The organism is Bradyrhizobium guangdongense (assembly GCF_004114975.1).
Taxonomy (GTDB): domain Bacteria; phylum Pseudomonadota; class Alphaproteobacteria; order Rhizobiales; family Xanthobacteraceae; genus Bradyrhizobium; species Bradyrhizobium guangdongense.
In genome coordinates this window covers 1611155-1633306 of the sequence record NZ_CP030051.1, presented here as the reverse complement: position 1 = coordinate 1633306, position 22152 = coordinate 1611155, and the positions used below count along the sequence as shown (strand labels likewise).

The 22152-nt window shown below is 65.0% G+C and carries 19 protein-coding genes; 12 read left to right on the top strand and 7 right to left on the bottom strand.

What is annotated here, in order from left to right; all coding sequences use genetic code 11:
- The first annotated feature begins 28 nt into the window (after positions 1-28).
- Positions 29-2527, top strand: a complete 2499-nt coding sequence (mgtA, locus tag X265_RS07815) for a magnesium-translocating P-type ATPase (RefSeq protein ID WP_128964281.1) — start codon at positions 29-31, stop codon at positions 2525-2527.
- A 154-nt stretch (positions 2528-2681) separates the two neighbouring features.
- Positions 2682-3614, top strand: coding sequence for a DMT family transporter (locus X265_RS07810; RefSeq protein ID WP_128964280.1), 933 nt, complete (start codon positions 2682-2684; stop codon positions 3612-3614).
- On the opposite strand, the gene X265_RS07805 is transcribed toward X265_RS07810, so the two are convergent.
- On the bottom strand, positions 3611-4000 hold the full coding sequence (locus X265_RS07805; RefSeq protein ID WP_188637353.1) for a DUF1330 domain-containing protein: 390 nt from the start codon (positions 3998-4000) through the stop codon (positions 3611-3613). The genes X265_RS07810 and X265_RS07805 overlap by 4 nt on opposite strands.
- A 105-nt stretch (positions 4001-4105) precedes the next feature.
- On the opposite strand from X265_RS07805, the gene X265_RS07800 reads away from it, so the two are divergent.
- Positions 4106-5041 carry a DMT family transporter gene (locus tag X265_RS07800; RefSeq protein ID WP_164938463.1) on the top strand — a complete coding sequence of 312 codons (936 nt, stop codon included), beginning with the start codon at positions 4106-4108 and terminating at the stop codon, positions 5039-5041.
- A 93-nt stretch (positions 5042-5134) separates the two neighbouring features.
- Positions 5135-6112, top strand: coding sequence for a Bug family tripartite tricarboxylate transporter substrate binding protein (locus tag X265_RS07795; RefSeq protein WP_128964278.1), 978 nt, complete (start codon positions 5135-5137; stop codon positions 6110-6112).
- 122 nt (positions 6113-6234) lie between these two features.
- Here the strand turns inward: X265_RS07795 and X265_RS07790 are convergent, their stop codons facing one another.
- A complete protein-coding gene (locus X265_RS07790) occupies positions 6235-7920 on the bottom strand; it encodes a methyl-accepting chemotaxis protein (RefSeq protein WP_128969173.1) in 1686 nt (561 codons plus the stop codon).
- Between the two features lie 250 nt (positions 7921-8170).
- On the opposite strand from X265_RS07790, the gene X265_RS07785 reads away from it, so the two are divergent.
- From X265_RS07785 to X265_RS07770, 4 genes are all read left to right on the top strand, one after another.
- Positions 8171-9214 carry a C-terminal binding protein gene (locus X265_RS07785; protein ID WP_164938462.1) on the top strand — a complete coding sequence of 348 codons (1044 nt, stop codon included), beginning with the start codon at positions 8171-8173 and terminating at the stop codon, positions 9212-9214.
- 88 nt (positions 9215-9302) lie between these two features.
- Entirely contained in the window at positions 9303-10646 is a 1344-nt protein-coding gene (locus X265_RS07780; protein ID WP_128964276.1) for an ABC transporter substrate-binding protein, read from the top strand.
- A gap of 169 nt (positions 10647-10815) precedes the next feature.
- Positions 10816-11772: a carbohydrate ABC transporter permease gene (locus tag X265_RS07775; protein ID WP_128964275.1), complete on the top strand. Its 957-nt coding sequence runs from the start codon at positions 10816-10818 to the stop codon at positions 11770-11772.
- Positions 11773-11824: 52 nt separating this feature from the next.
- On the top strand, positions 11825-12667 hold the full coding sequence (locus X265_RS07770; protein ID WP_373291575.1) for a carbohydrate ABC transporter permease: 843 nt from the start codon (positions 11825-11827) through the stop codon (positions 12665-12667).
- 209 nt (positions 12668-12876) lie between these two features.
- Here X265_RS07770 and X265_RS07765 read toward each other — a convergent pair whose 3' ends face one another.
- Positions 12877-14559, bottom strand: coding sequence for a mucoidy inhibitor MuiA family protein (locus tag X265_RS07765; protein WP_128964273.1), 1683 nt, complete (start codon positions 14557-14559; stop codon positions 12877-12879).
- A gap of 182 nt (positions 14560-14741) precedes the next feature.
- Entirely contained in the window at positions 14742-15350 is a 609-nt protein-coding gene (locus X265_RS07760) for a response regulator transcription factor (protein WP_188637354.1), read from the bottom strand.
- A 214-nt stretch (positions 15351-15564) separates the two neighbouring features.
- Here X265_RS07760 and X265_RS07755 point away from each other — a divergent pair, with 214 nt between their 5' ends.
- Complete coding sequence (locus tag X265_RS07755) at positions 15565-16602, top strand: AraC family transcriptional regulator (RefSeq protein WP_128964271.1); 1038 nt, start codon at positions 15565-15567, stop codon at positions 16600-16602.
- Between the two features lie 2 nt (positions 16603-16604).
- On the opposite strand, the gene X265_RS07750 is transcribed toward X265_RS07755, so the two are convergent.
- Positions 16605-17816 (bottom strand): NnrS family protein, encoded by a 1212-nt coding sequence (locus tag X265_RS07750; RefSeq protein ID WP_128964270.1) that lies wholly within the window; start codon positions 17814-17816, stop codon positions 16605-16607.
- Positions 17817-17943: 127 nt separating this feature from the next.
- Between X265_RS07750 and X265_RS07745 the strand changes: the two genes are divergently transcribed.
- Positions 17944-18654 (top strand): Crp/Fnr family transcriptional regulator, encoded by a 711-nt coding sequence (locus tag X265_RS07745; protein WP_128964269.1) that lies wholly within the window; start codon positions 17944-17946, stop codon positions 18652-18654.
- Positions 18655-18741: 87 nt separating this feature from the next.
- On the opposite strand, the gene X265_RS07740 is transcribed toward X265_RS07745, so the two are convergent.
- Complete coding sequence (locus X265_RS07740) at positions 18742-18939, bottom strand: DUF1858 domain-containing protein (protein WP_128964268.1); 198 nt, start codon at positions 18937-18939, stop codon at positions 18742-18744.
- A 130-nt stretch (positions 18940-19069) separates the two neighbouring features.
- Entirely contained in the window at positions 19070-20422 is a 1353-nt protein-coding gene (hemN, locus tag X265_RS07735; protein WP_128964267.1) for an oxygen-independent coproporphyrinogen III oxidase, read from the bottom strand.
- A gap of 155 nt (positions 20423-20577) precedes the next feature.
- Between hemN and X265_RS07730 the strand changes: the two genes are divergently transcribed.
- A complete protein-coding gene (locus X265_RS07730) occupies positions 20578-20784 on the top strand; it encodes a hypothetical protein (RefSeq protein WP_128964266.1) in 207 nt (68 codons plus the stop codon).
- A 246-nt stretch (positions 20785-21030) separates the two neighbouring features.
- Entirely contained in the window at positions 21031-22128 is a 1098-nt protein-coding gene (nirK, locus tag X265_RS07725) for a copper-containing nitrite reductase (protein ID WP_164938461.1), read from the top strand.
- The last annotated feature ends 24 nt before the right edge of the window (positions 22129-22152 follow it).

The window sequence follows — 22152 nt, the reverse complement described above, 5'->3', positions numbered from 1 at the left end:
TGAGAGGCCCTGATAGCGGGAGCAATGTTTGCTGGAAAATCCAAGCCGTCCTGACACCCATTTCTGGCGTCTGTCCCCTCTCGACCTCTCCGCTCGCCTCGGCTGCGGGCTCACGGGCCTGACCTCGGCCGAGGCAGCCGGACGGCTCGACCGTTTCGGGCGGAACAGCGATGCGCCCCCGCGCATCGAGGGCGCCGCGCGCGCCATCCTGCGCCGGCTGCTCGAGCCGCTGTCCCTGATCCTGCTGGTGGCCGGCATCATCTCGATGCTGACCGGCGATGAGATCGGCGGCCTCATCATCGTGCTGATTCTCGCGCTCTCGATCGGGCTCGACACCGTCCAGGAGGGCCATGCGGTACGTGCCGCCGAGATCCTGCGCCGCTCCGTCGCACTCAAGGCCGAGGTCAAGCGCGACGGCGGCTTTCGCGAGGTCGAGGTGGATCAGGTCGTGCCCGGCGACATCCTGCGCGTCCGCGCCGGTGACATCATTCCCGCCGACGCGCTGATCCTGGAAGCTACGGCCTTCACCGCGGGCGAAGCCGCGCTCACCGGCGAACCCTATCCCGTGCAGAAGCAGGCCGGCACCGCCAGCGGGCCCGACGACACATCGAATGCATTGTTCCGCGGGGCCGTGGCGCAGACCGGCGAAGCAATCGCACTCGTGGTCCGGACCGGTCGCGACACGGTGTTCGGAGCGGCGGCCTCGGCGCTCGCCGAAACCCAGGCGCCCTCGCCCTTCGAACGCGACTTGCGCGAATTCGGCCTCGTGATCGCGCGCGCCACGCTGGCGCTGGTGCTGGTCGTGCTCACCATCCGCGTCGTGTTCGGCCGCCCGGTGCTCGATTCGCTGCTGTTTGCCGTCGCCCTCGCGGTCGGGCTGACGCCGGAGCTGCTGCCGATGATCACCACGGTGACGTTGTCGCGCGGCGCGCTGCGTATGGCCGGGCGCAAGGTGATCGTGAAGCGGCTCGCCGCGATCCACGACCTCGGCGCCATGACCGTGCTGTGCACGGACAAGACGGGCACGCTGACCTCGGCCGAGATCACGCTTGCAAGAAGCCTCGATGCCGCGGGCAAGGACGAGGTCCGCGCCGCACAGCTCGGCGCCATCGCGGCATCGCTCGGCGGCGACCGCGGCGCGCTCGATGCCGCGCTCGTCGCCGGCCGACCGGACGCCGCCCAGGGCTGGACGCTGGCCGGACGGCAGGCCTTCGACTTCTCGCGCCGGTTGGGATCGGTGCTCGCGACGGGTCCCGAAGGCGAGCTCCTGATCGTGAAAGGCGCGCCGGAGGCCGTGCTCGCATTGTGCGCGCTGGACGAGCAGGCGCGCCAGGCGGCGATGGCCCGCGTGCATGAGCTCGCGACCGCGGGCCTGCGCGCAGTGGCCGTCGCTTCCCGGCCCTGGAACGGCGCGCTGCGCAACGTCGAAACGGAGGACGAGACCGACCTGGTCTTCGAAGGCTTTTGCGCCTTCGCCGATCCGCCCAAGCCGACGGCCGCTGCTGCAATCGCCCGCCTCGCGGCGAGCGGCATCAGCCTCAAGATCCTGTCGGGTGACGATCCCGTGGTGGTGAAGCGGCTCGCCGGCCTGGTCGGCCTCAATGCCGAACGGGTGCTGTCGGGGGCCGAGATTGCCGAGCTGAGCGACGAGGCCCTCATCGTGCAGGTGCGCTCCACCGATGCGTTCGGCCGGCTTGCGCCGGACCAGAAGTCGCGCATCGTCAAGGCGCTGCAGGCGGGCAAGGACGTGGTCGGCTTCCTCGGCGACGGCATCAACGACGCGCCGGCCCTGAAGGTCGCCGATGTCGGCCTGTCGGTCGACGGCGCAACGGGCGTGGCACAAGCCGCCGCAAACATGATCCTGCTCGCATCGGATCTCGAGGTCGTCGCCGACGGTGTCGAGGAAGGACGGCGGACCTTCGCCAACATCCTCAAATATGTCCGCATGGGCGCGAGCTCGAACTTCGGCAACATGCTGTCGATGGCGGCCGCCTCGATCGCGCTGCCGTTCCTGCCGATGCTGCCGACGCAGATCCTGCTCAACAATCTGCTCTACGATCTCTCCGAGCTCGGCATTCCGTTCGACCGCGTCTCGGCCGAGGCGACCGCGCAGCCGCAGGTGTGGAGCATGTCGCGACTGGTCCGCTTCGCCGCAATCATGGGACCGCTGTCGTCGCTGTTTGACTTTCTGACCTTCGGCGCGCTGCTGTACCTGTTCCAGGCTTCGCCGGACGAATTCCGCACCGCCTGGTTCGTCGAATCGATGGCGACGCAGATCCTGGTCATCTTCGTCATCCGCACCAACGGGCGGCCATGGCGCAACTGGCCGGATCCCGCGCTCGCGGCCTCCTCGCTGGTCGCGCTGCTCGTCGCGATGGTCCTGCCGTTCACGCCGCTCGGAGCCTGGTTCGGCTTCGTCGCACCGCCGCCGATCATGACGGCCGGTATCGCGGTTCTCGTCGTCGTCTATCTCGGCTGCGCCGAGCTATTGAAGCCGTTCGCGATCCGCGCGGGGCGGAGGAGTTGAAGTTCCCCGGCTCGCCCAACGCATGGAGGCGATGCACACCGCCCCATTGATATCAAGCCGATTTCCGTGTCTTTGGACCGTGCCGGGCCATGGGACGGCCTGGACATCCGCCGGGCCGAGGCTCGGCGCATGACGCGGGGCCACAACAATCACAATGTCCGCCACCGGCCAGACCACGAACGCCGAAACATCCGGCCACCACTGGATTGCCAACCAGCCATACCTCCTGCTCAGCATCACCGCGCTGTGCTGGGCCGGCAATGCGATCGTCGGGCGGCTTGCCGCCGGCCACATCCCGCCGGTGACGCTCTCCTTCCTGCGCTGGTTCTTCGCCTTCCTGCTGGTGCTGCCGTTCGCCTGGAAGCATCTCGCGGAGGACTGGCCGGCGATCCGCGACAAGCTCGGCCTGATGATCGTGCTGTCGATCACCGGCATCGGCGCCTTCAACACCTTGCAATATTGGGCACTGGAGCACACCCAGGCGCTCAACACCCTGCTGCTGCAGTCGGCCGCGCCCCTCGTCGTGGCGCTGTGGTCGCTGGTCATCCTCGGCATCCGCCTCACCGCGGCGCAGGCCTTCGGCGTGCTGCTCTCGATGTGCGGCGTGCTGATCATCCTCTTGCACGGCGACGTTACCACGCTGTCGAACATCGCCTTCAACAAGGGCGACCTGATCTTCATCGTCGCTCTGATCATCTTCGCGCTCTACTCGGTGCTGACCTTGAAACGCCCGCCGATCCACGGCCTGTCGTTCCTCGCCTTCACCTTCGGCGCCGGCGCGGCCTGCCTCATCCCGCTGGAGATCTGGGAGATATCGGCCCGCCCCGTCATGAAGCTGGACGGACCGAACCTGCTCACGTTGTTCTATGTCGCGGTGTTTCCCTCGACGCTTGCCTATCTCTGCTTCAACCGCGGCGTCAGGCTGATCGGCGCCAACCGCGCCGCGCCGTTCTTCCACGTCGTGCCGGTGTTCGGCTCGATCATGGCGATGGCCTTCCTCGGCGAGCGCCCGCAGGCCTTCCACTTCATCGGCTTCGCGCTGGTGCTGTCGGGCGTGTTCGTGGCGTCAAGGAAGCAGACGAGCTAGGTCATCCTGAATTTGCTGTACGCCTCGCTGGTCGCGATAATGACATGCTCGGCACAGCCGTTGACGCGATGCGGATCTGCCTCTCGCTCGTAAGCCTCCGACGTCATCATGTCGAGGAACGCTGCGACCGAGGGATAGTAGACCAGCGCGACGAAATCCCAGTCGTTGCCGCCATGCGGGCCGAGCGCGATGGCCTTGGCCTCGCCGGTCCACAGCAGGGTGCCGCCGCGCGCCTTGATCATGGGCACGGTGATCGCGCTGTAGCGCAAATAGGCGTCCCAGCCGGAGCCGTCACCGTCGCGCGAGCGCACATGGAAACGCATCAGGTTCAGCATCACCACCGGCGCATGCTGATCGAGCGCTTCGAGACCCCAAATGTTCAACATATTGACCGCCAATGGCACCTCCTCTGGTCGTGCCTGCATTGTAGCATTGCGGCGGCGTGACTTGTGTCACGACGGCAATCCGGCGCAAGGTCGCACGCGACGCCCATGACGATTGCTTCGCCTGCGCCACCGGCCACCAATCCCGCCAGTTGGCTCAACAACCAGCCTTATCTGCTGCTGAGCCTCAGCTCGCTGTTCTGGGCCGGCAACATCGTGCTCGCGCGCCATGTCGGCGCACATGTGCCGCCTCTGACGGTGACCACGATCCGCTGGTTCGGCGTATTCCTGATCCTGCTGCCGTTTTCCTGGCCGCATCTGAAGCGCGACTGGCGGGCGTTACGCAAGAGCCTGCCTTTGATGCTGTTCCTGTCGCTGGTCGGCTTTGCCTTCAACAACGCGATCTCCTACTGGGCGATGCAATATACGGAGGCGCTGAACGCGCTGCTGATCCAGTCCGCAGGCCCCCTGTTCGTGGCGCTCTGGTCGCTGGTGCTGTTCGGCGTGCGGCTGACGCCCGCGCAGCTTGCCGGGATCGCGATCTCGCTGATCGGGGTGCTGATCATCATCCTGCGCGGCGACCTCGCGGCGCTGGCCGGCATCTCGTTCAACAGGGGCGACATCATGTTCGCGTCTTCGCTGGTGGCTTTCGGGCTCTACTCCGCTTTCATCCCGCGCCGGCCGAAGATCCACCAGCTGTCGTTCCTGTCCTTCACCACCTGCTGCGGCGCCACGATGCTGCTGCCGACGGCGGTGTGGGAGGCCTGGCAGGGCCACGTCATTCAGTTCGACGCCGTGACGCTGATGACGCTCGGCTACATCCTGATCTTCCCCTCCACGCTCGCCTACCTCTTCTTCAACCGTGGCGTCGCGCTGATCGGGCCGAACCGTGCGGCGCCGTTCTTCCATCTGGTGCCGGTATTCGGCTCGGCGATGGCGATCCTGCTGCTGGGTGAACAGCTGCGACCGTTCCACCTGATCGGCTACGCCTTGGTGCTCGCCGGCGTCGTCTTCGCCTCGCGCCAGGGCTCCGCCGCGAAATAATTCCGCGCTGCGGACGCGGCGCGCTGCCGCCTTTCGCCTTTGATGCGAACCGGCTAGGTTCCTCGCCAACGAAAAAAGAGGGAACGTCCAACCATGCTGTCATCACTTGTGCGCACTCTGCGCACCGCCGGCGCCGCCGCACTGTGTCTAGCCGCCGCATCCACCGCACGAGCCGATACCTGGCCGAGCCGCAACATCACGCTGGTGCTGCCGTTTGCGGCCGGCAGCGGCACCGACACCACGACGCGGCTGATCTCGCAGCACCTGTCGCAGGCGCTCGGCGTCGGCATCGTGATCGAGAACAAGGCTGGCGCCAACGGCATGATTGCGGCGACCTATGTCGCGAAGGCCGCCCCCGACGGCTACACCCTGCTGGTGACGACCAACACGACGCATTCGGCCAATCCTTATCTGCTCAAGAGCCTGACTTACGATCCGGTGAAGGATTTCACGCCGATCGCGCGCACCGGCGATCTGCCGTTCATGCTGGTCGTCAATCCGGACGTGCCGGCCAAAACCGTCGCCGAGCTCGTCGCCTACGGCAAGGCCAATCCGGGCAAGCTGAGCTACGCCTCAGGCTCGTCCTCGGCGATCGTGTCGGGCGCCACCTTCGCGCACAATGCCGGGCTCGACCTCTTGCACGTGCCCTACAAGAGCTCGCCGCCCGCGCTCAACGACGTCATGGGCGGGCGCGTCTCGATGATGTTCGTGGACATCCTGACCGGCCTTCCGCACGTCCAGGGCAACGCATTGCGGGCGCTCGCCGTCACCACCAAGGACCGCTCGCCGCTGGTGCCCAGCCTGCCGTCAATGCAGGAGGCGGGCGTGCCTGATTTCGACATCTCGTCATGGCAGGGCTATTTCGGGCCCGCCGGCCTGCCCAAGGAGATCGTGGTCAGGCTCAATGCCGAGATCCGCAAGATCGTCGAGAAGCCGGAGATCAAGACCCAGCTCGCCACGCTCGGCATGGACGCCTTTTCCGGCACGCCCGAAGAGCTCGGCACGTTCGTCAACGAGCAGCTGGTGTTGTGGGAGAAGCTGATCAGGGACGCCGGGATCGAGAAGCAGTAAGCAGGTCTCGTAGGGCGGGCAAAGCGAAGCGTGCCCACCGAGACGTCACAACGATCCCACAATGAAAAGGTGGGCACGACGCTTCCGCGTCTTTGCCCACCTTACGAATTCAGCGCAAGATCTTACGCCGCGCGCACCTTGGCGAGGAAGCCGTCCACCGCGCTGCGCAGCGCGCCGGACTGATGATCCAGCTCGCGGGCGTTGGTCAGCACGTCGCCGGCCGCCGTGCCGGTCGCTTCCGCGGCCGAGGTAACGCTGCCGATATGGGCGTTGATCTCGCTCGAGCCGGCCGCGACCGACTGGATGTTACGCGCGATCTCGCGCGTCGCCTCGCCCTGCTGCTCGATCGATGAGGAAATGCCGGCGGTGATCTCGCTCATCTCGGCGATGGTCTGGGTGATGCCGCCGATCGCCGCGACCGCATCGCTGGTCGAGGTCTGCATCGCCGCCACCTGCGCGGAGATCTCCTCGGTCGCCTTGGCGGTCTGGTTGGCGAGTGCCTTGACCTCGGAGGCGACAACGGCGAAGCCGCGGCCGGATTCACCGGCACGCGCCGCCTCGATGGTGGCGTTGAGCGCGAGCAGGTTGGTCTGCGCCGCGATCGAATGAATCAGCTTGACTACCTCGCCGATCTTCTCGGCGCCGGTCGAGAGCTCCTGCACCGTGGCGTTGGTGCGCTCGGCGTCGCTGACGGCGCGGCTCGCCACTTCCGTCGAGCGCGTCACCTGGCGGGAGATTTCCGCAACCGAGCTCGACAGTTCTTCGGCAGCGGCCGCAACCGTGCCGACATTGCCGGAGGCCTTCTGCGAGGCAGCACCGACCGTTGCCGCGCGCGAGGATGCATCGCTGGCGGTCGCAGTCATCGACTGCGCCGTCGACTGCATGCCCGCTGCGGCCGAGGAGACAGAGCGCACGATGCCGTTGACGCTGCGTTCGAAATCGTTGGCGATGTCTTCCATCGCGCGGCGGCGTTCCGCTGCGGCACGCTCCTTCGCGTCCGCCTCGCTCTTCTCGATCTCGCGAATCCGGACCGCGTTGTCCTTGAAGATCTGGACGGTGGCGGCCATCTCACCGATCTCGTCACCACGGCCGACGCCGGGAATGTCGCCCTCGAGCTTGCCGTCGGCGAGATCCTTCATGCGAATACCGAGTAGCGCCAGCGGGCGGCTGATGCTGCGCCCGAGCATCCAGGCGACGCTGCCGGCGACGATGACAATGCCGAGCATGGCAAGCCCGAGCAGCCAGTAGACCGGGACCATCTTGGCGTCGATGTCGTCGAGATAGGCGCCGGTGCCGAGATACATCTCGAGCTCGGGGACGGCCACGGCGTAACCCATCTTCCGGATCAGCCCTTCCTGGCCCGGCTTTGCGTATTCATAGGTCAGCAGGATCGACCCGTTGGCCTTCGCACCGTTCATCAATTCCCAGGACAGTTTGCGTCCGTTGGTCACGACCTCCATGCGGTTCGTGCCAATCTGCTTTGGATCCGGCGCCAACTGCGTGATGCCGTCGTAGGACGTTCCGAACAGATAGCCGGCGCCTTTGTCATAGGTCATCGCATTGCCATAGCGCCGAAGATCGGCCATCGCCGCGTCCTTCGTCATCTCGCCGGCGTCGACCCGCTTCTTCAGCGCAACGGCATAATTGCGCCCCATGTCGACGATCGCCTTGGCCTGCTCGATGCGAGCGTTCACCATCTCCTGCTTCATGAGATAGCCGGCCAGAACCCCGGAGACGCACAGGCCGAACAAGGTGACGCCGACAAGGATGCCCAGCTTCGGGGCGATCTTCAGATTGCTCAACTTCACCATGGGCTCCTCGAATGACGCGGAAATGCACCGCCAGGCAGTTTTGATTTGAATCAACTTTTAGTGTCAGACCCCTTAGCAAGTTACTTACAGGCCTCCGTAGAAGCCCGGACGACACCGAGCAAAACGGCAAATAATGGCTCCGACGGCAACCGTGAATTGTACGCGGCGCCGCCGATTTCGCGTAAAAGACGCAAAGGCCCGCCCAAGAAGGCCGGGTCACAACAAGAAACCAAATCGGGAGCAGGACATGCCGAAATACAGGGTGGTGACGCCGAAGGGCGCGAGCTTCACGGTCGCCGGCAGCGATTATTCCTACGAGCGCGAGGCGCTCGATCCGATCGATGCCGAAATCGTCGAGGCGCCGGCCAACGAGGCGGAGTTCATCGCCGCCGCCAGGACTGCCGATGCGATCTACGCCAAGGGCATGCCGATCACCAAATCGATCATCGATGCGCTGGAGAGCTGCAAGGTCATCACGCTCGGCTCGGTCGGCGTCGACAGCGTCGACGTGAAGGCCGCGACCGCGCGGGGCATTCCCGTCACCAACATCCCCGACACTTTCATCGAGGAGGTCGCCGACCACGCCATGATGCTGCTGCTGTCAGGCTTCCGCCGCCTGGTCGAGCAGGACAGGATGGTGCGCAGCGGCCGCTGGGCGGAGGGCCGGCCGGCGCTGCTGAGGATCCCGCGGCTGATGGGCCAGACGCTCGGCTTCATCTCGTTCGGCCGCGTCGCGCGTGCGGTGGCGAAGCGCGCCGCTCCCTTCGGCCTGCGCATGATGGCCTACGACCCGTTCATCCAGGAAACGCTGATGTACGACCACGGCGTCATCCCGGCGACGCTGAACGAGGTGCTGTCGCAATCCGACTTCGTCTCGATGCACGCGCCCGCCCGGCCCGAGGTGCATCACATGCTGACCGAGAAGCACTTCCGGCAGATGAAGAAGGGTTCGATCTTCATCAACACCGGGCGCGGCGCCACCGTCGACGAGGAGAGCCTGATCAAGGCGCTGCAGGAGGGCTGGATCGCACATGCCGCACTCGACGTTTTGGAGAAGGAACCGCCCTCGCACAACAACCCGCTGCTCGGCATGGAGAACGTGACGCTGACCGCCCATGTCGCCTCGGCCTCGGCACGGTTCGACGAAGCGCGCAAGCGGCGCGTAGGCTACGAATTGTCACTGGTGCTTCAGGGCATGTGGCCGGTAAGCTGTGTCAATCCGTCGGTGCTGCAGAACACCGCGCTCCGCCGCTGGCAACCCGTCAGCATGGATCGCGGCCCGAACAGCTAAGGCGGCCGGCGCACAACGCGCCGAAGGACTGAAACGGCCCTTCACCGGCGATCAACGCCGGGAAGGGAGACATCATAGGGAGGAACCGATGAGGAACGACATCACGCGTCGTGATGCCTTGGCGCTGGGCCTGTCCGCTGCAACGGTCGCTGCCACGGGTGTTGCAGCGCACGCTCAATCCGCAATCAAGGCCGCCGACGTCCCCGCACCGAAGCTGCCGATCGAGAAGGGCGCAAGCTTGCGCATGCTGCGGCCGGTGCGCTTCGTGCAGGCCGACGAGGACGTGTTCCGCGCCAACGCGGCGAAATTCACCAAGGAGACCGGAGTCGAGGTCAAGGTCGATTTCGTCGGCTGGGAGGACATCAGCCAGCAGACCGCGGTGACCGCCAATTCCGGCGCCGGCCCCGACATCATCATCGGCTTCTCCGACGCGCCGCACATCTATGTCGACAAGCTGATCGAGCTCACCGACGTCGCCGACTATGTCGGCAAGCGCTATGGCGGCTGGCTGCCGCTGGCGCAGCGCTACGGCAAGAAGAACAAGAGCGACACCTGGATCGGCCTCCCGTTCGGCGCGACCGCAGGTCCGCTGATCTACCGCAAGTCGATCCTCCAATCGGTCGGCTTCGACAAGGTACCGGAAGACCACGCCGGCATCCTCGACCTCTGCCAGAAGCTGCAAAAGGCCGGCAAGCCGGCGGGCTTCGCGCTCGGCAACGCCAAGGGCGACGGCAACGGTTTTGCGAGCTGGGCGCTGTGGTCGCACAACGCGGCCCTGCTCGACTCCGATGGCAACGTCACCATCAACAGCAAGGAGACCATCGCCGCGCTGAACTGGGTCAAGCAGCTCTACCCGACCTTCATCGCCGGCACGACGTCGTGGAACGACGTCAGCAACAACCGCGCCTATTCCGCGCAGGAGATCGCGCTGACGGCCAACGGCGTCTCTTTGTATTTCTCGCTGAAGAACGATCCGGCGACCAAGGCGATCGCCGACGACAGCGAGCATCAATTGCTGCCGAAGGGCGTGGCCAAGGTCTCGCCGATGGCGGGCCTGACGCTGAATGCCATGGTGTTCAAGCACAGCCAGTATCCCAACGCCGCAAAGGCGTTCCTGCAATACATGCTGGAGAAGGACCAGTACGAGCCGTGGCTGAATGCCAATTCCGGTTATTGGGCGCAGCCGCTCGCGGCCTATGCGGAGGCGGCCGTGTGGAAAGGTGATCCCAAGGTCGCGATCTTCAAGGACACCATGAACAGCACCTACTACGACGGCTATGCCGGTCCGATCTCGACGGCAACGGGTGCCGTCAGCGCCGACTACGTGCTGATCCAGATGTTCGCTTCCGTTGCGACCGGGGCGGCCACGCCGGAGGCCGCAGCCGCGGAAGCCGAGCAGCGCTGCAAGCGGTATTTCAGGCGACAGAGGTAGCATCGAACAGAGCGATCCGTCATTGCGGGCGAAGCGAAGCAATCCAGAGTCTCTCGGCGGTTACAGCCTGGATTGCTTCGTCGCACCAACGCAAAATTGCTTCGCAATTTTGTCGCGGGCTCCTCGCAATGACGGGTGTGGTGACCTTCAACGACAGGACAACGCCCTGATGTCCGTGACCACCCTCTCCTCTCCCGTCCTGCCCCAGCGGCAACCGAACTGGCTCGTTCGCCTGTTCGACTACAAGCCGTTTCTGATCGCGATGTGTCTTGCGCCCGCGATCGGACTGCTCGCGGTGTTCCTCACCTATCCGCTGGGGCTCGGCATCTGGCTCGCTTTCACCGACACCACGATCGGCCAGAAGGGCATCTTCGTCGGCCTGGATAACTTTCAATATCTGCTCAGCGATCCCCTGTGGTGGGGCGCGGTGTCCTACAGTGTGATCTACACCGGTATCGCGACCTTCGGAAAGTTCGCGCTCGGCTTCTGGCTGGCGCTGCTGCTCAACAACCATTTTCCGTTCAAGAGCCTCTTGCGTGCGATCATCCTGTTGCCCTGGATCGTGCCGACGGTGCTGTCGGCCCTGGCATTCTGGTGGATCTACGATCCGCAATTCTCGATCATCTCCTATCTCTTGGTCGATGTGCTGCACTGGAAATCGAGCAATATCGACTTCCTGGGCTCGCCCTGGCCGGCGCGGTTCTCGCTGATCGCCGCGAACATCTGGCGCGGCATTCCCTTCGTCGCGATCTCGCTGCTGGCCGGCCTGCAGACCATCTCGCCCTCGCTCTACGAGGCCGCGATGCTCGACGGCGCCAGTTCGTGGCAGCGCTTCCGCTACATCACCTTCCCGATGATGATGCCGATCCTCGCCATCGTCATGACGTTCTCGATCATCTTCACCTTCACCGACTTCCAGCTGGTCTACGCCATCACCCGCGGTGGTCCGGGCAACTCGACGCATCTGCTGGCGACGCTCGCGTTCCAGCGCGGCATCGCCGGCGGCGAGCTCGGCGAAGGCGCCGCGATCGCGGTGTCGATGATCCCCTTCCTGGTGTTCGCGACGCTGTTTTCGTATTTCGGCCTGGCACGCCGCAAATGGCAGCAGGGAGAGGCCAATGACTGACAGCGTCGCGCAAGCCTCCACTATCGCCAACGCCAAAGCGGCGCCCGACACCATGGCCTGGGATTCCGGGCTGCGCCGGCTGATGATGATCTATCTGCCGCTCGGCTGCTTCGTGCTGATCCTGCTGTTTCCGTTCTACTGGATGGCGATCACCTCGTTCAAACCGAACGCGGAGCTGATGAACTACCGGGAGCACAACCCGTTCTGGATCTCCTCGCCGACGCTGGCGCACATCAAGCATCTCTTGTTCGAGACCGCCTATCCGCGCTGGCTGTGGACCACCATGCTGGTCGCGATCGGGGCGACCACGCTGTCGCTGGTCGCGAGCACGCTGGCCGCTTATGCGATCGAGCGCCTGCGCTTTCGCGGCAGCCCCTATGTCGGCCTCGGCATCTATCTCGCCTATCTCGTCCCGCCCTCGATCCTGTTCATTCCGCTTGCCACCGTCGTCGTGCAGTTCGGCCTGTTCGATTCTCCGCTGGCGCTGATCCTGGTCTATCCGACCTTCCTGGTGCCGTTCTGCACCTGGCTGCTGATCGGTTATTTCAAGTCGATCCCCTACGAGCTCGAGGAATGCGCGCTGGTCGACGGCGCGACGCGGCTGCAGATCCTGCGCCGGATCACGCTGCCGCTGGCGGTGCCCGGCCTGATCTCGGCCGGCATCTTCTCCTTCACGCTGTCCTGGAACGAGTTCATCTACGCGCTCGCCTTCATCCAGAGCGGCGCCAACAAGACCGTGCCGGTCGCGATCCTGACCGAGCTGGTCACCGGCGACGTCTACCAGTGGGGCGCGCTGATGGCCGGCTCGCTGCTCGGCTCGCTGCCGGTTGCGATCTTCTACTCGCTGTTCGTGGACTATTACGTGTCTTCGCTCACAGGCGCGGTGAAGGAATAGCTCTCTCGTTTGCTCGCGAACGACCGTCACAAGAGTCAGATCGGCTCAACGCGCGAACCACGAAGACAGTCCTCCCCCTCCCCGGCTTGCGGGGAGAGTTGGGGAGAGGGTGTCTCGACGACGAAGACTCCCCAAGAGGAAAGAGCCCTCACCCCTGCCCTCTCCCGCAGGCGGGAGAGGGAGCGCATTTCCTCCGTGGCGAAGAAGTCCTAGCCCGACGGCACGATCACCATGCTCTTGTCCTTCGGCCAGCGGACGCGCCAGGCGAAGTTGATGTCCTTGACCTCGCCGGGCTTGGCGTCGAACGACCATTCCAGCACGCCGCGCTTGTCGCGGATGTCCTTGGCCGTGGGAGGCGTGGTCGCGGGCAGCATCTCGACCACGATATCTTCGTTTTCGCTGACCGGCAGCTGATCCTCGATCGCAACGTGAATCGGGAAGTCATGGCCGTTGCGGATGGTGGTCTTGAAGGCGCGCTCGTCGGTCTTCGAGGTCGTGACCAGAAGGCCGGCGGAACCTTCGTTACGCTTGAGGACGGTCCGCTCGACCTTGGCCTTGTCGTCGGCACCGAAACCGAGCCGCACGATGTCGTCCTTGGCTGATGCCGACAGCTTGCCGCGGCCGACGAAGATGCCATCACGATAGATCGCGACCTTGCCCGGCAACAGCGTCATATCGTCGGTCTGCTTGAAGCTGGCTTCGAGGAAAGCGGTGGGGTCCTGCACCGGTGCGGCGCGGACCGCGAGCTCGGCGGGCACGCTCATCGAGGCGATGCGCAGGCTCTTGGCACCCTCGGCGGCACCGAGGCTGACGCGGCCGGGAATCTTGAAGGTGGCCTGGAAGTCGCCGATCTCGGCAACGGCCTGCTGTTCATCGGCGCGCTCGCGCGGCTCGGATGCTTCCGCGAGCTTGGCAGCGAAGGATGGAGCCTGCATCTGACGCAATACGGGAGCGGGCCTTGCCAGATCCGAAACCGAGCCGAGTGCCGTTGGCTTCGGCATCTGCGGATATTGGGCCACCAGCGAGCCCAGCTCGGGCGCGCTGCCGCCGCGGGCGATGCGCACGGTGGAGACACCGAGCGTGACGTTGGACCAATCCTCGCCGGTCGATTGCGTCACCTCGGCGCGGCGGACCAGCTCGAGCTGTGGCTTGCGGTCCCTGGCGCCGGTATCGAGCCGGGCGTCATAGAGCGGGAGCCAGCGCGCGTTGCGCACCGTGTAGGTGACCCGCAGCCTGGCCTTCGTTGCGGCGTCGGAGGCGATATCGATGCGCACCTCGAGCTTGCTCGGCGGCTTGGCGGATCGGTCGGCTTCGAGCTGCGCGATCTGGCGATCGATCTCGCGCTGTTTTCGGGCGGCATCGCGGATCGCCGTGTCGGCGGCTGCGACTTCCTCGGCCACGGCGGAAAAGGCCGCCCGCCACTCCGTGATCGGGCGCGCCTCGCCCTTCTCGCCGATGCCGGCGGGAGATGCTTCGGCAAAGCGCTCGGCGAATTTACGCCGTGCGGTGGCCGCATCGATCGCGCCCTGCAGATCGGCGCGCTCATCCTTGAGCGCCTCGATGCGCTTGTCGAGCTCGGGCAGATTGACCGGGGGCGCCGCCCGCGGCGGCCGGGCATCGATGGTGCCGATGGTGAGTTTGGTCCCCGCCTCGCCCTCGACGCGGAGCGAGGACGGATCGAGCGAAAGCGGAAAATCCTTCGCGACAAGCGTGCTGTCGCCGGAGGCCAGGTCGATCGCGATCACGCGGGTGACGGTGGCACCGTCTGGGTAAACCGTGACGGCGTCGATCGCCGACGTGGCATCCACATCGGCGGCCCATGAGGGCGGCGCCAGCATCGCGGTCACCAGCACCAGGCTCGTCGTCGCCAGACATCTTGCGATCGTGCGCATCAATTTCTCCCTGCCGATATCGCCGCGCCGCCAGCCGGACGCGCGAAAACGTGCCACACCATCGTGGTGAGACGCGGCAGGGAAGGAACCGGTTCGATTGGGGTTTCCATTGGGCGCCGCTGCGGCAGCACCATGGCCGCGGAACGCGTCACCAGGCCGCGACAGCAAGCAACATCGAGCGGTCAGACCTGGCTGGGCGAGCCCTGACCGTAGATGCGGCGGAGCAGGTCAGTCACGTTGCGTGCGCCCGCTTTCTTCAAAATGCTGGCGCGATAGCCTTCGACCGTGCGCGCACTCAGATGCATGCGCCGGGCGACCTCCTTGTTGGTGAGGCCAGCCGCGAGAAGCGCGAGCACGTCGCCTTCGCGCGCGGTCAGGGGCTCGCAACCGGGCAACCAGCGCTGCCGCCTCGAAGTGGGCTGGGCGGATTCGTCGATCGCGGCATTGATCCGGCCGACGATATCGTGGGTGCGAAACGGCTTCTCGATGAAATCCGCAGCTCCGCTCTTGATGGCGTCGACCGCCATGGCGATGTTGCCGTTCGCCGAAGTGACCAGCACCGGCGCCATGCAGTTTTCCTCGCGCAGGCGCCTGAGCACCTCGAGGGCGGAGCGATCCGGCGGCATCTCCAGCAGCACGCAGGCGGGTATCCGCGCCTTCGCTTCCGACAGCAGCGATGCGCCGTCGGCAAAACAGATCACGTCGTAGGCGCTCTGCCGCAGCGCGTTCGACAGTTCTTCGCGGCAGGCAGCGTCGGTGTCGATGACGAATACCTCGCCCTTGGAAACCATGTTCCCCGGAATAATCCCCGATCCAGCAATGTCTTGGTCAAATCATGCGAGACGGCCGGGGGCCTCATCGCGCCCCGCCGTCATGAGCACGGCATTCGCGCCGGTGCGTCGCTTTCCTTTATGTATGTTCCGCGCTGTTCCCCGATTTGACGGATCGGGACAGAAACTTTACATTTCGGGACATCTGCGGGAACAGCCGGCAGGACTTGGTCGCATGGCCGATCTCATTCGCAGCGCAAGCCTGAGTTATTACCCGGAGATCGCCCGGTCGGTCGGGCTCGACCCCCGGCAGATGATGCGCAAGGCCAGGCTGCCGCTGGCCGTTCTCGACAAGCCCGATACGCCCATCCCCGTCGCAAGCCTGCGCCGCTTGCTCGAGATGTCGGCGGCGGCCTCCGGCGCCGAAGATTTCGGCTTGCGACTGGCCGAGCGCGGCGGCCTGACCAATTTCGGCGCGGTCGGCCTCATCGTGCGCGAACAGGCAACCGTCGGCGAGGCCATCGAGGCTTTCTCCCGCTTCATCCATGTCCACCATGAGGGCATGAAGCTCGACATTGTCAGGGACAAGCAGACCGTGACGGTCAGATTGCATCTGCGCGGACGGCGACCGACCGCGCCGCGCCAGTCGATCGACACCGCGCTCGGCAGCGTCCACCGCATCATCCAGTCGCTGTTCGGCAGCGATTGGCGGCCGCAGGAAGTTCACCTGCACTACCCGCCGCCGCACGACCGCAAACGCTACCGCGACTTCTTCGGCTGCCGCGTGGTCTTCAACGCGGATGACGATGCGATACTGCTGTCGGTGCACGACATGGAGCGGCGGATTCCTAGCGCGCATCCCTTGGTCGCGAACTATCTGCGCAAGCGGATCGAGGCGATCGAGAACCGGCCGGCGAGCTGGGAGGAGAAGGTCGACGACGTCGTGCGCAGCCTGCTCGCGAGCGGCGACTGCACGGTCGAACGCGTGGCCGAGCATCTCGCCTGCACCCGGCGGACCATTCACCGGCATCTGGCCGCATCAGGCACCAGCTTCTCGGCCATTCTCGAGGCGCAACGCGCCGACCTCGTGATCCAATTGATCGAGGACCCCGGCCGGCCGCTGGCCGATATCGCCGCACAGCTCGGCTTCTCCGCGCAGAGCGCCATGGCCCGCTGGTTCCGCGGCCGCTTCGGCTGCACCATCACCGACTGGCGCAAGGGCGCACGCCCGCTGGCGCAGCCGGCCAATATGCTGCCAGCCAGCGCAGCCTGACTTCAGCGCGCCGCAGCCGGCACGCCCATGATGGCAAGCGCGCGCCGGGGATTGCCGGCGAGCAGCGGTCCGAACGCAGCGGCAAAGCCGAGGAACGCCACGATCCAGCCGCAGGCGGCGATGTGCAGCAGCACATCGCTATGAGCAGGCAGCAACACCGCAGACACCCGGGCCAGCGCCGCAATGATGATCGCGGCATAGATGCCCTGCGTCACGAGCGAAGCCGTCAGCGCCTGCCCGGTGTGGCCGAGGCTCGCGCGCGTCATGACCGCCAGCGTCATGATCCCGGCCGCTCCCACCATCCAGGCGTGAATGCCTGCACTCGACGGCAGCACGCCGAAGCCGGCCAAGGCGTTCAGGAGGAAGCCCAATGGCACGAAAGCGTAGCCGACGTGAAGGATCACGAGCAGCCGCTCGCGCGTGGTACGATCACCGGCCCAGCGCGCCAGCCGCACCAGGTGCAGTGCGCCGGCGAGCCCCATGATGACGCCGGTGATCATGGTCAACGGCGCCGCGATCCACGCGATCAGCCCGAGTGCACTCAGCCCGATCACCGCGCCGTCAAACCGCGCAAACGGCACCGGCAGGCGGCCGGGATTGAACTTGACCAGCCAGTTGCGGGTGAAGCTCGGGATGATCCGGCCCCCGATCAGCGAGATCAGCAATATGACCACGCTGATGCCGATGCGGATGCTGAGATCGGCCGCCCCCTCGTAATGGGCTTCGAGATGGAAGGCGATATTGCCTGAGAGCAGCAGCAGCACGAGCACCACCACCGGCAAATTGCGCCAGTTGCTACCCGCGATGATCTCGCGGGTTGCGGCCGCGACGACCAGCGTCAGGAAGGCGGCATCGACGAGAAGCGCGAACGCCCAGCCGGTCTCGGCGGAGAGTGCCACCGCGGCACGCCCGGCCAGCCAGACCACCACCAGCGCCCCCAGCGACTTGCCCTGGATCGGCAGCCGCCCGGTCCAGTTCGGGATCGCCGTGAACAGGAACCCGGTGATGACGGCCGGCAGGAACCCGTAGAGCATCTCGTGGACATGCCAGTCCCGCGGCGCGAAGGCTGAGGTCACCGACAACTCGCCATAGAACATCGGCAGCCAGACGAGGATCGACAGTCCGGCCTGGACCGCAGCGAGCAGGAAGAAGGGCCGGAAACTGTTCGCAAACAACGGCCAGCCCGCAAAATTGCGGGATCGGGCACCAGCCATGGGGCAACTCCTGTGAATTCAAACGGTTGTCTGGAAAAATACTGCCGCACGGCCAGCCCGTTTTGCGCTATCGCAAACTGTCCGACGATTGCAGGTGCCATCACACTCCCAAGCCTGAGGAGGCAGAATGGCCAAGGTCGACACATCGCTGGTTGCACATTTGCCGCTGTTCGCCGGCGTCAAGCCGGAGGAACTCGACGAGATCCTGCGCGAGGCCCGCTCGGCGCGCTATCCCAAGAACACCGCCATTTTCGAGCAGGGCGCGGACGCGCAGTCCTTCTTCCTGCTGCTGCACGGCCATGTCCGCGCGGCCAAGACCACGCCGACCGGGGAGCAGATCGTGGTGCGCTACGTGGCGCCCGGAGAGACTTTCGGGCTCGCGATGGCGATTGGCTCCGCCCATTATCCCGCGACCGCGATGGCGGTCGACGACAGCGTGGTGCTGATCTGGCCGACCTCCGCCTGGCCGCGGCTGATCGAACGGTTTCCCGCGCTTGCCGCCAACACGATGCAGACCGTGGGCAAGCGACTGCAGGAAAGCCATACCCGCATCCTGGAAATGTCGACCCAGCAGGTCGAGCAGCGCGTCGCACACGCATTGCTGCGGCTCGCCAACCAATCCGGCAAGAAGCTCGACCACGGTGTCGAGATCGACTTCCCGATCAGCCGCCAGGACATTGCGCAGATGACAGGCACCACGCTGCACACCGTGAGCCGCATCCTCAGCGGCTGGGAGAGCCAGGGACTTGTCGAGAGCGGCCGGCAACGCATCATCCTGCGCGAGCCGCACCGGATCGTCGTGCTGGCAGAGCGAAACCCGGATAGCGGGGCGGCCTGAAGAAACGGGTGAGGGCACTCTCGCTTGCGGCGAAAGCTCTCCCTCACCCTGGAATCCGCGCGCCCTCCGCGCAGACTCCGATCCGCCTCACGCCGGCACGCAATCGCTCAGCGCGGCCAGGAATTTGTCACGGTCGATGCCATGCTCGCGGCAGGCGTCATCCACGGTGTGGAAGGTCGCGATCGGACAGCCAACACAGGCCATCTTGAAGGCGAGGAACACGCGGATCGTGTGCGGCGCCATACGCATGATGTCATCGACCAAATCGTCAGATCGGAAAGGCATGGACAACTCCGTTCCGAAATGACGATAGCGGAGGGGATCATAGTTTCTTTGTGGAAGCGCAAGCTGGCGGTTGCTTCTCTGCCGTCATTCCGCAGCGAGCGTAGCGCGAGCCCGGAATGACGGCGAACCTTTACACAGCCCGGCTGTGCAGTTGCTTGCCCGGATCCAGATGCGCATCGAAAGCGGCAGCAACGCTGCGGACGAGGAAGCGCGAGTCGTTCGCAACCGCGATATGGCTGCCATCCAGCCGCACCACGCCGTCGGAGATCAGCGACTTCAGGCGTGGCGCAGACTGCAACATCGCCTCCGGCTCAGTGCCATGTCGCGCACAGATGTCGGCGAGATCGGCGCCGAACTCGCACATGATCCGTTCGATGATGTCGGCGCGCAACCGGTCGTCTTCAGTGAGCCTGTAGCCTTTCGCCGTGGCGAGGCGGCCATCCGCGATGCTGTGCTGATAAGCACCGATCTGCACCTCGTTCTGGACATAGCCTTGCGGCAGATGTCCGATTGCGCTGGCACCGAAGCCGAGCAGCACCTCACTTTGGTCGGTGGTGTAGCCCTGGAAATTTCGCCGCAGCGTCCCCTGCTCGAAGGCCACGGCCATGGCATCATCGGGGCGGGCGAAATGGTCGAGGCCGATCTGCACATAGCCGGCCTCCTTCAGCGCGTTGGCGATGGCGCAGGCCTGGTCGTGACGCGCAGGACCGTCAGGCAGATGGCTCTCGTTGATCATGCGCTGGTGCTTCTTGAAATCAGGCACATGCGCGTAGCCGAACACCGAGAAACGAGCCGGCGCGAGAGCGAGCGAACGCCGCACCGTATCCAGGCAGGATGCGATGGTCTGGTGCGGCAGGCCATAGATCAGGTCGAAATTGAGTCCCTGGATTCCGGCCTGCCTGAGCATGTCGACGACGGAAGCGGTCTGCTCGTAACTCTGCACGCGGTTGATGGCACGCTGCACGACCGGATCGAAGCTCTGCACGCCGAGGCTGGCGCGGTTGACGCCAGAGAGCCGCATCGCCTCGACCATCTCCGCGGTCAATGTGCGCGGGTCGATCTCGACCGCGATCTCGGCCGAGGGCAGCACGAAGAAAGCGTGGCGCATCTCCGCCATCAGCTCGGCAAAGGCATCCGGTGCCATGATCGTCGGCGTGCCGCCGCCGAAATGGATGTGCTCGACCTTGATGCGGCGGCCAATGGTGTCGGCGACCTGCGCAATTTCGCTCCGCAGCGTGCGCTGATAGGCTGCAATCAGGCCATCGCGACGCACGATCTGGGTGTGGCAGCCGCAATACCAGCACATCTCGCGGCAGAACGGCACGTGAAGATAGAGTGACGCGCTGGCGTTCGAGGGAAGCTCGGCCAGCCAGCGTGCATAGGTATCGGCACCGATCGCGGCCGAAAAATGCGGCGCGGTCGGATAGCTCGTGTAGCGCGGCAATCTTTCTTCGCCGTAGCTCGCAGCGAGATCAGTCCTCATAGCTTATCCATTCGTAAATTCATTCGCTTGCAGTCACGGCAAGCTCCGGATGGCATTAGATTACCCGCTTTCGCGGGGGTCACCTTGCGCTCGCTCAAAGTCAGAGCACCGGATTGAGACCATGATAACGATCATTACCCTTTGGGAGACAGGCCATGGCGTCGTTCGCGCTCGATCTCGTTCTCTGGCTTGCCGGTATTCGCGGCCATATCCCGCGCTTCGACGATTTTCGTCCCGTCCCCGTCACGCCGGATGCCGGCGGAAGCCATCCCGTACGCGTGCTGGCCATCGTGATCGCGGTGCTCGCCGTGGTCGCGCTCGCGGTCTGGGGCACGGTCCGGATCGCGATCGGGCTTCTCTGATCGACGCATCCGATATTCGCTATCGAACACCATTGAACATGCGAACGAGTTGCCGCTGACGCGGCCGACGACGCGAAGTATGTCCCGCGATCTGCGGCCGCGCGCTCTGCCTGTCCTTCGGCAACGCTCTTAAGGATTTTACCGGAGGCGAATCCGGCGAAAGCTTGTCGCAGCGCAAACACTCTTGCCACAACAGGCGCACACTGCATCCGTCATCAAAACCCTTTCACATGAAGGATGCTTCCGATGTTCACCCGCAGAGCCGCATTGATCAGCGCCGCCGCGACGGCCCTGATGCTGGCAGCCCCCGCCTTCGCGGCCGAGGATCTCAAGCTGCCGCGCCAGAAGATCGAACTGGTCGCACCACCCTTCGTGCATGCGCACGAGCAGGCGACCAAGCAGGGTCCCAAGATCCTCGAGTTCACGCTCACGATCCAGGAGAAGAAGGTCGTGATCGACGAGAAGGGCACCACGTTCCAGGCCATGACCTTCAACGGCTCGATGCCGGGTCCGCTGATGGTCGCGCATGAGGGCGACTACGTCGAAGTGACGCTGGTCAATCCCGCGAGCAACACGATGGCGCACAACATCGACTTCCATTCCGCAACCGGTGCACTCGGCGGCGCCGCGCTCACCCTGATCAATCCCGGCGAGCAGGTCGTGCTGCGCTGGAAGGCGACGCGGACCGGCGTGTTCGTCTACCACTGCGCCCCGGGCGGCCCGATGATCCCTTGGCATGTCGTCTCCGGCATGAACGGCGCGGTGATGGTGCTGCCGCGCGACGGCCTCAACGACGGCAAGGGCCACGCCCTGAAGTACGACAAGATCTACTATATCGGCGAGCAGGACATGTACGTGCCGCGCGACGAGAAGGGCAATTTCAAGTCCTACGACTCGCCGGGTGAAGCCTTCACCGACACCGAAGAGGTGATGAAGAAGCTGATCCCCACCCATGTCGTGTTCAACGGCAAGGTCGGCGCACTCACCGGCAAGAACGCGCTGACCGCCAATGTCGGCGAGAACGTGCTGATCGTACATTCTCAGGCCAACCGCGACAGCCGTCCGCATCTGATCGGCGGCCATGGCGACTATGTTTGGGAAACGGGCAAGTTCTCCAATCCGCCCGAGACCGGGCTCGAGACCTGGTTCATCCGCGGCGGCTCGGCGGGAGCGGCGATGTACAAGTTCCTGCAACCCGGCATCTACGCCTATGTCACGCATAATCTGATCGAGGCGGCCGATCTCGGTGCCACCGCGCACTTCAAGGTCGAAGGCAAGTGGAACGACGATCTGATGACCCAGGTGAAGGCGCCTGCGGAAATCCCGCCCGGTACCACCAACTAGACGCGACGCGGGGCCGGCAACAGC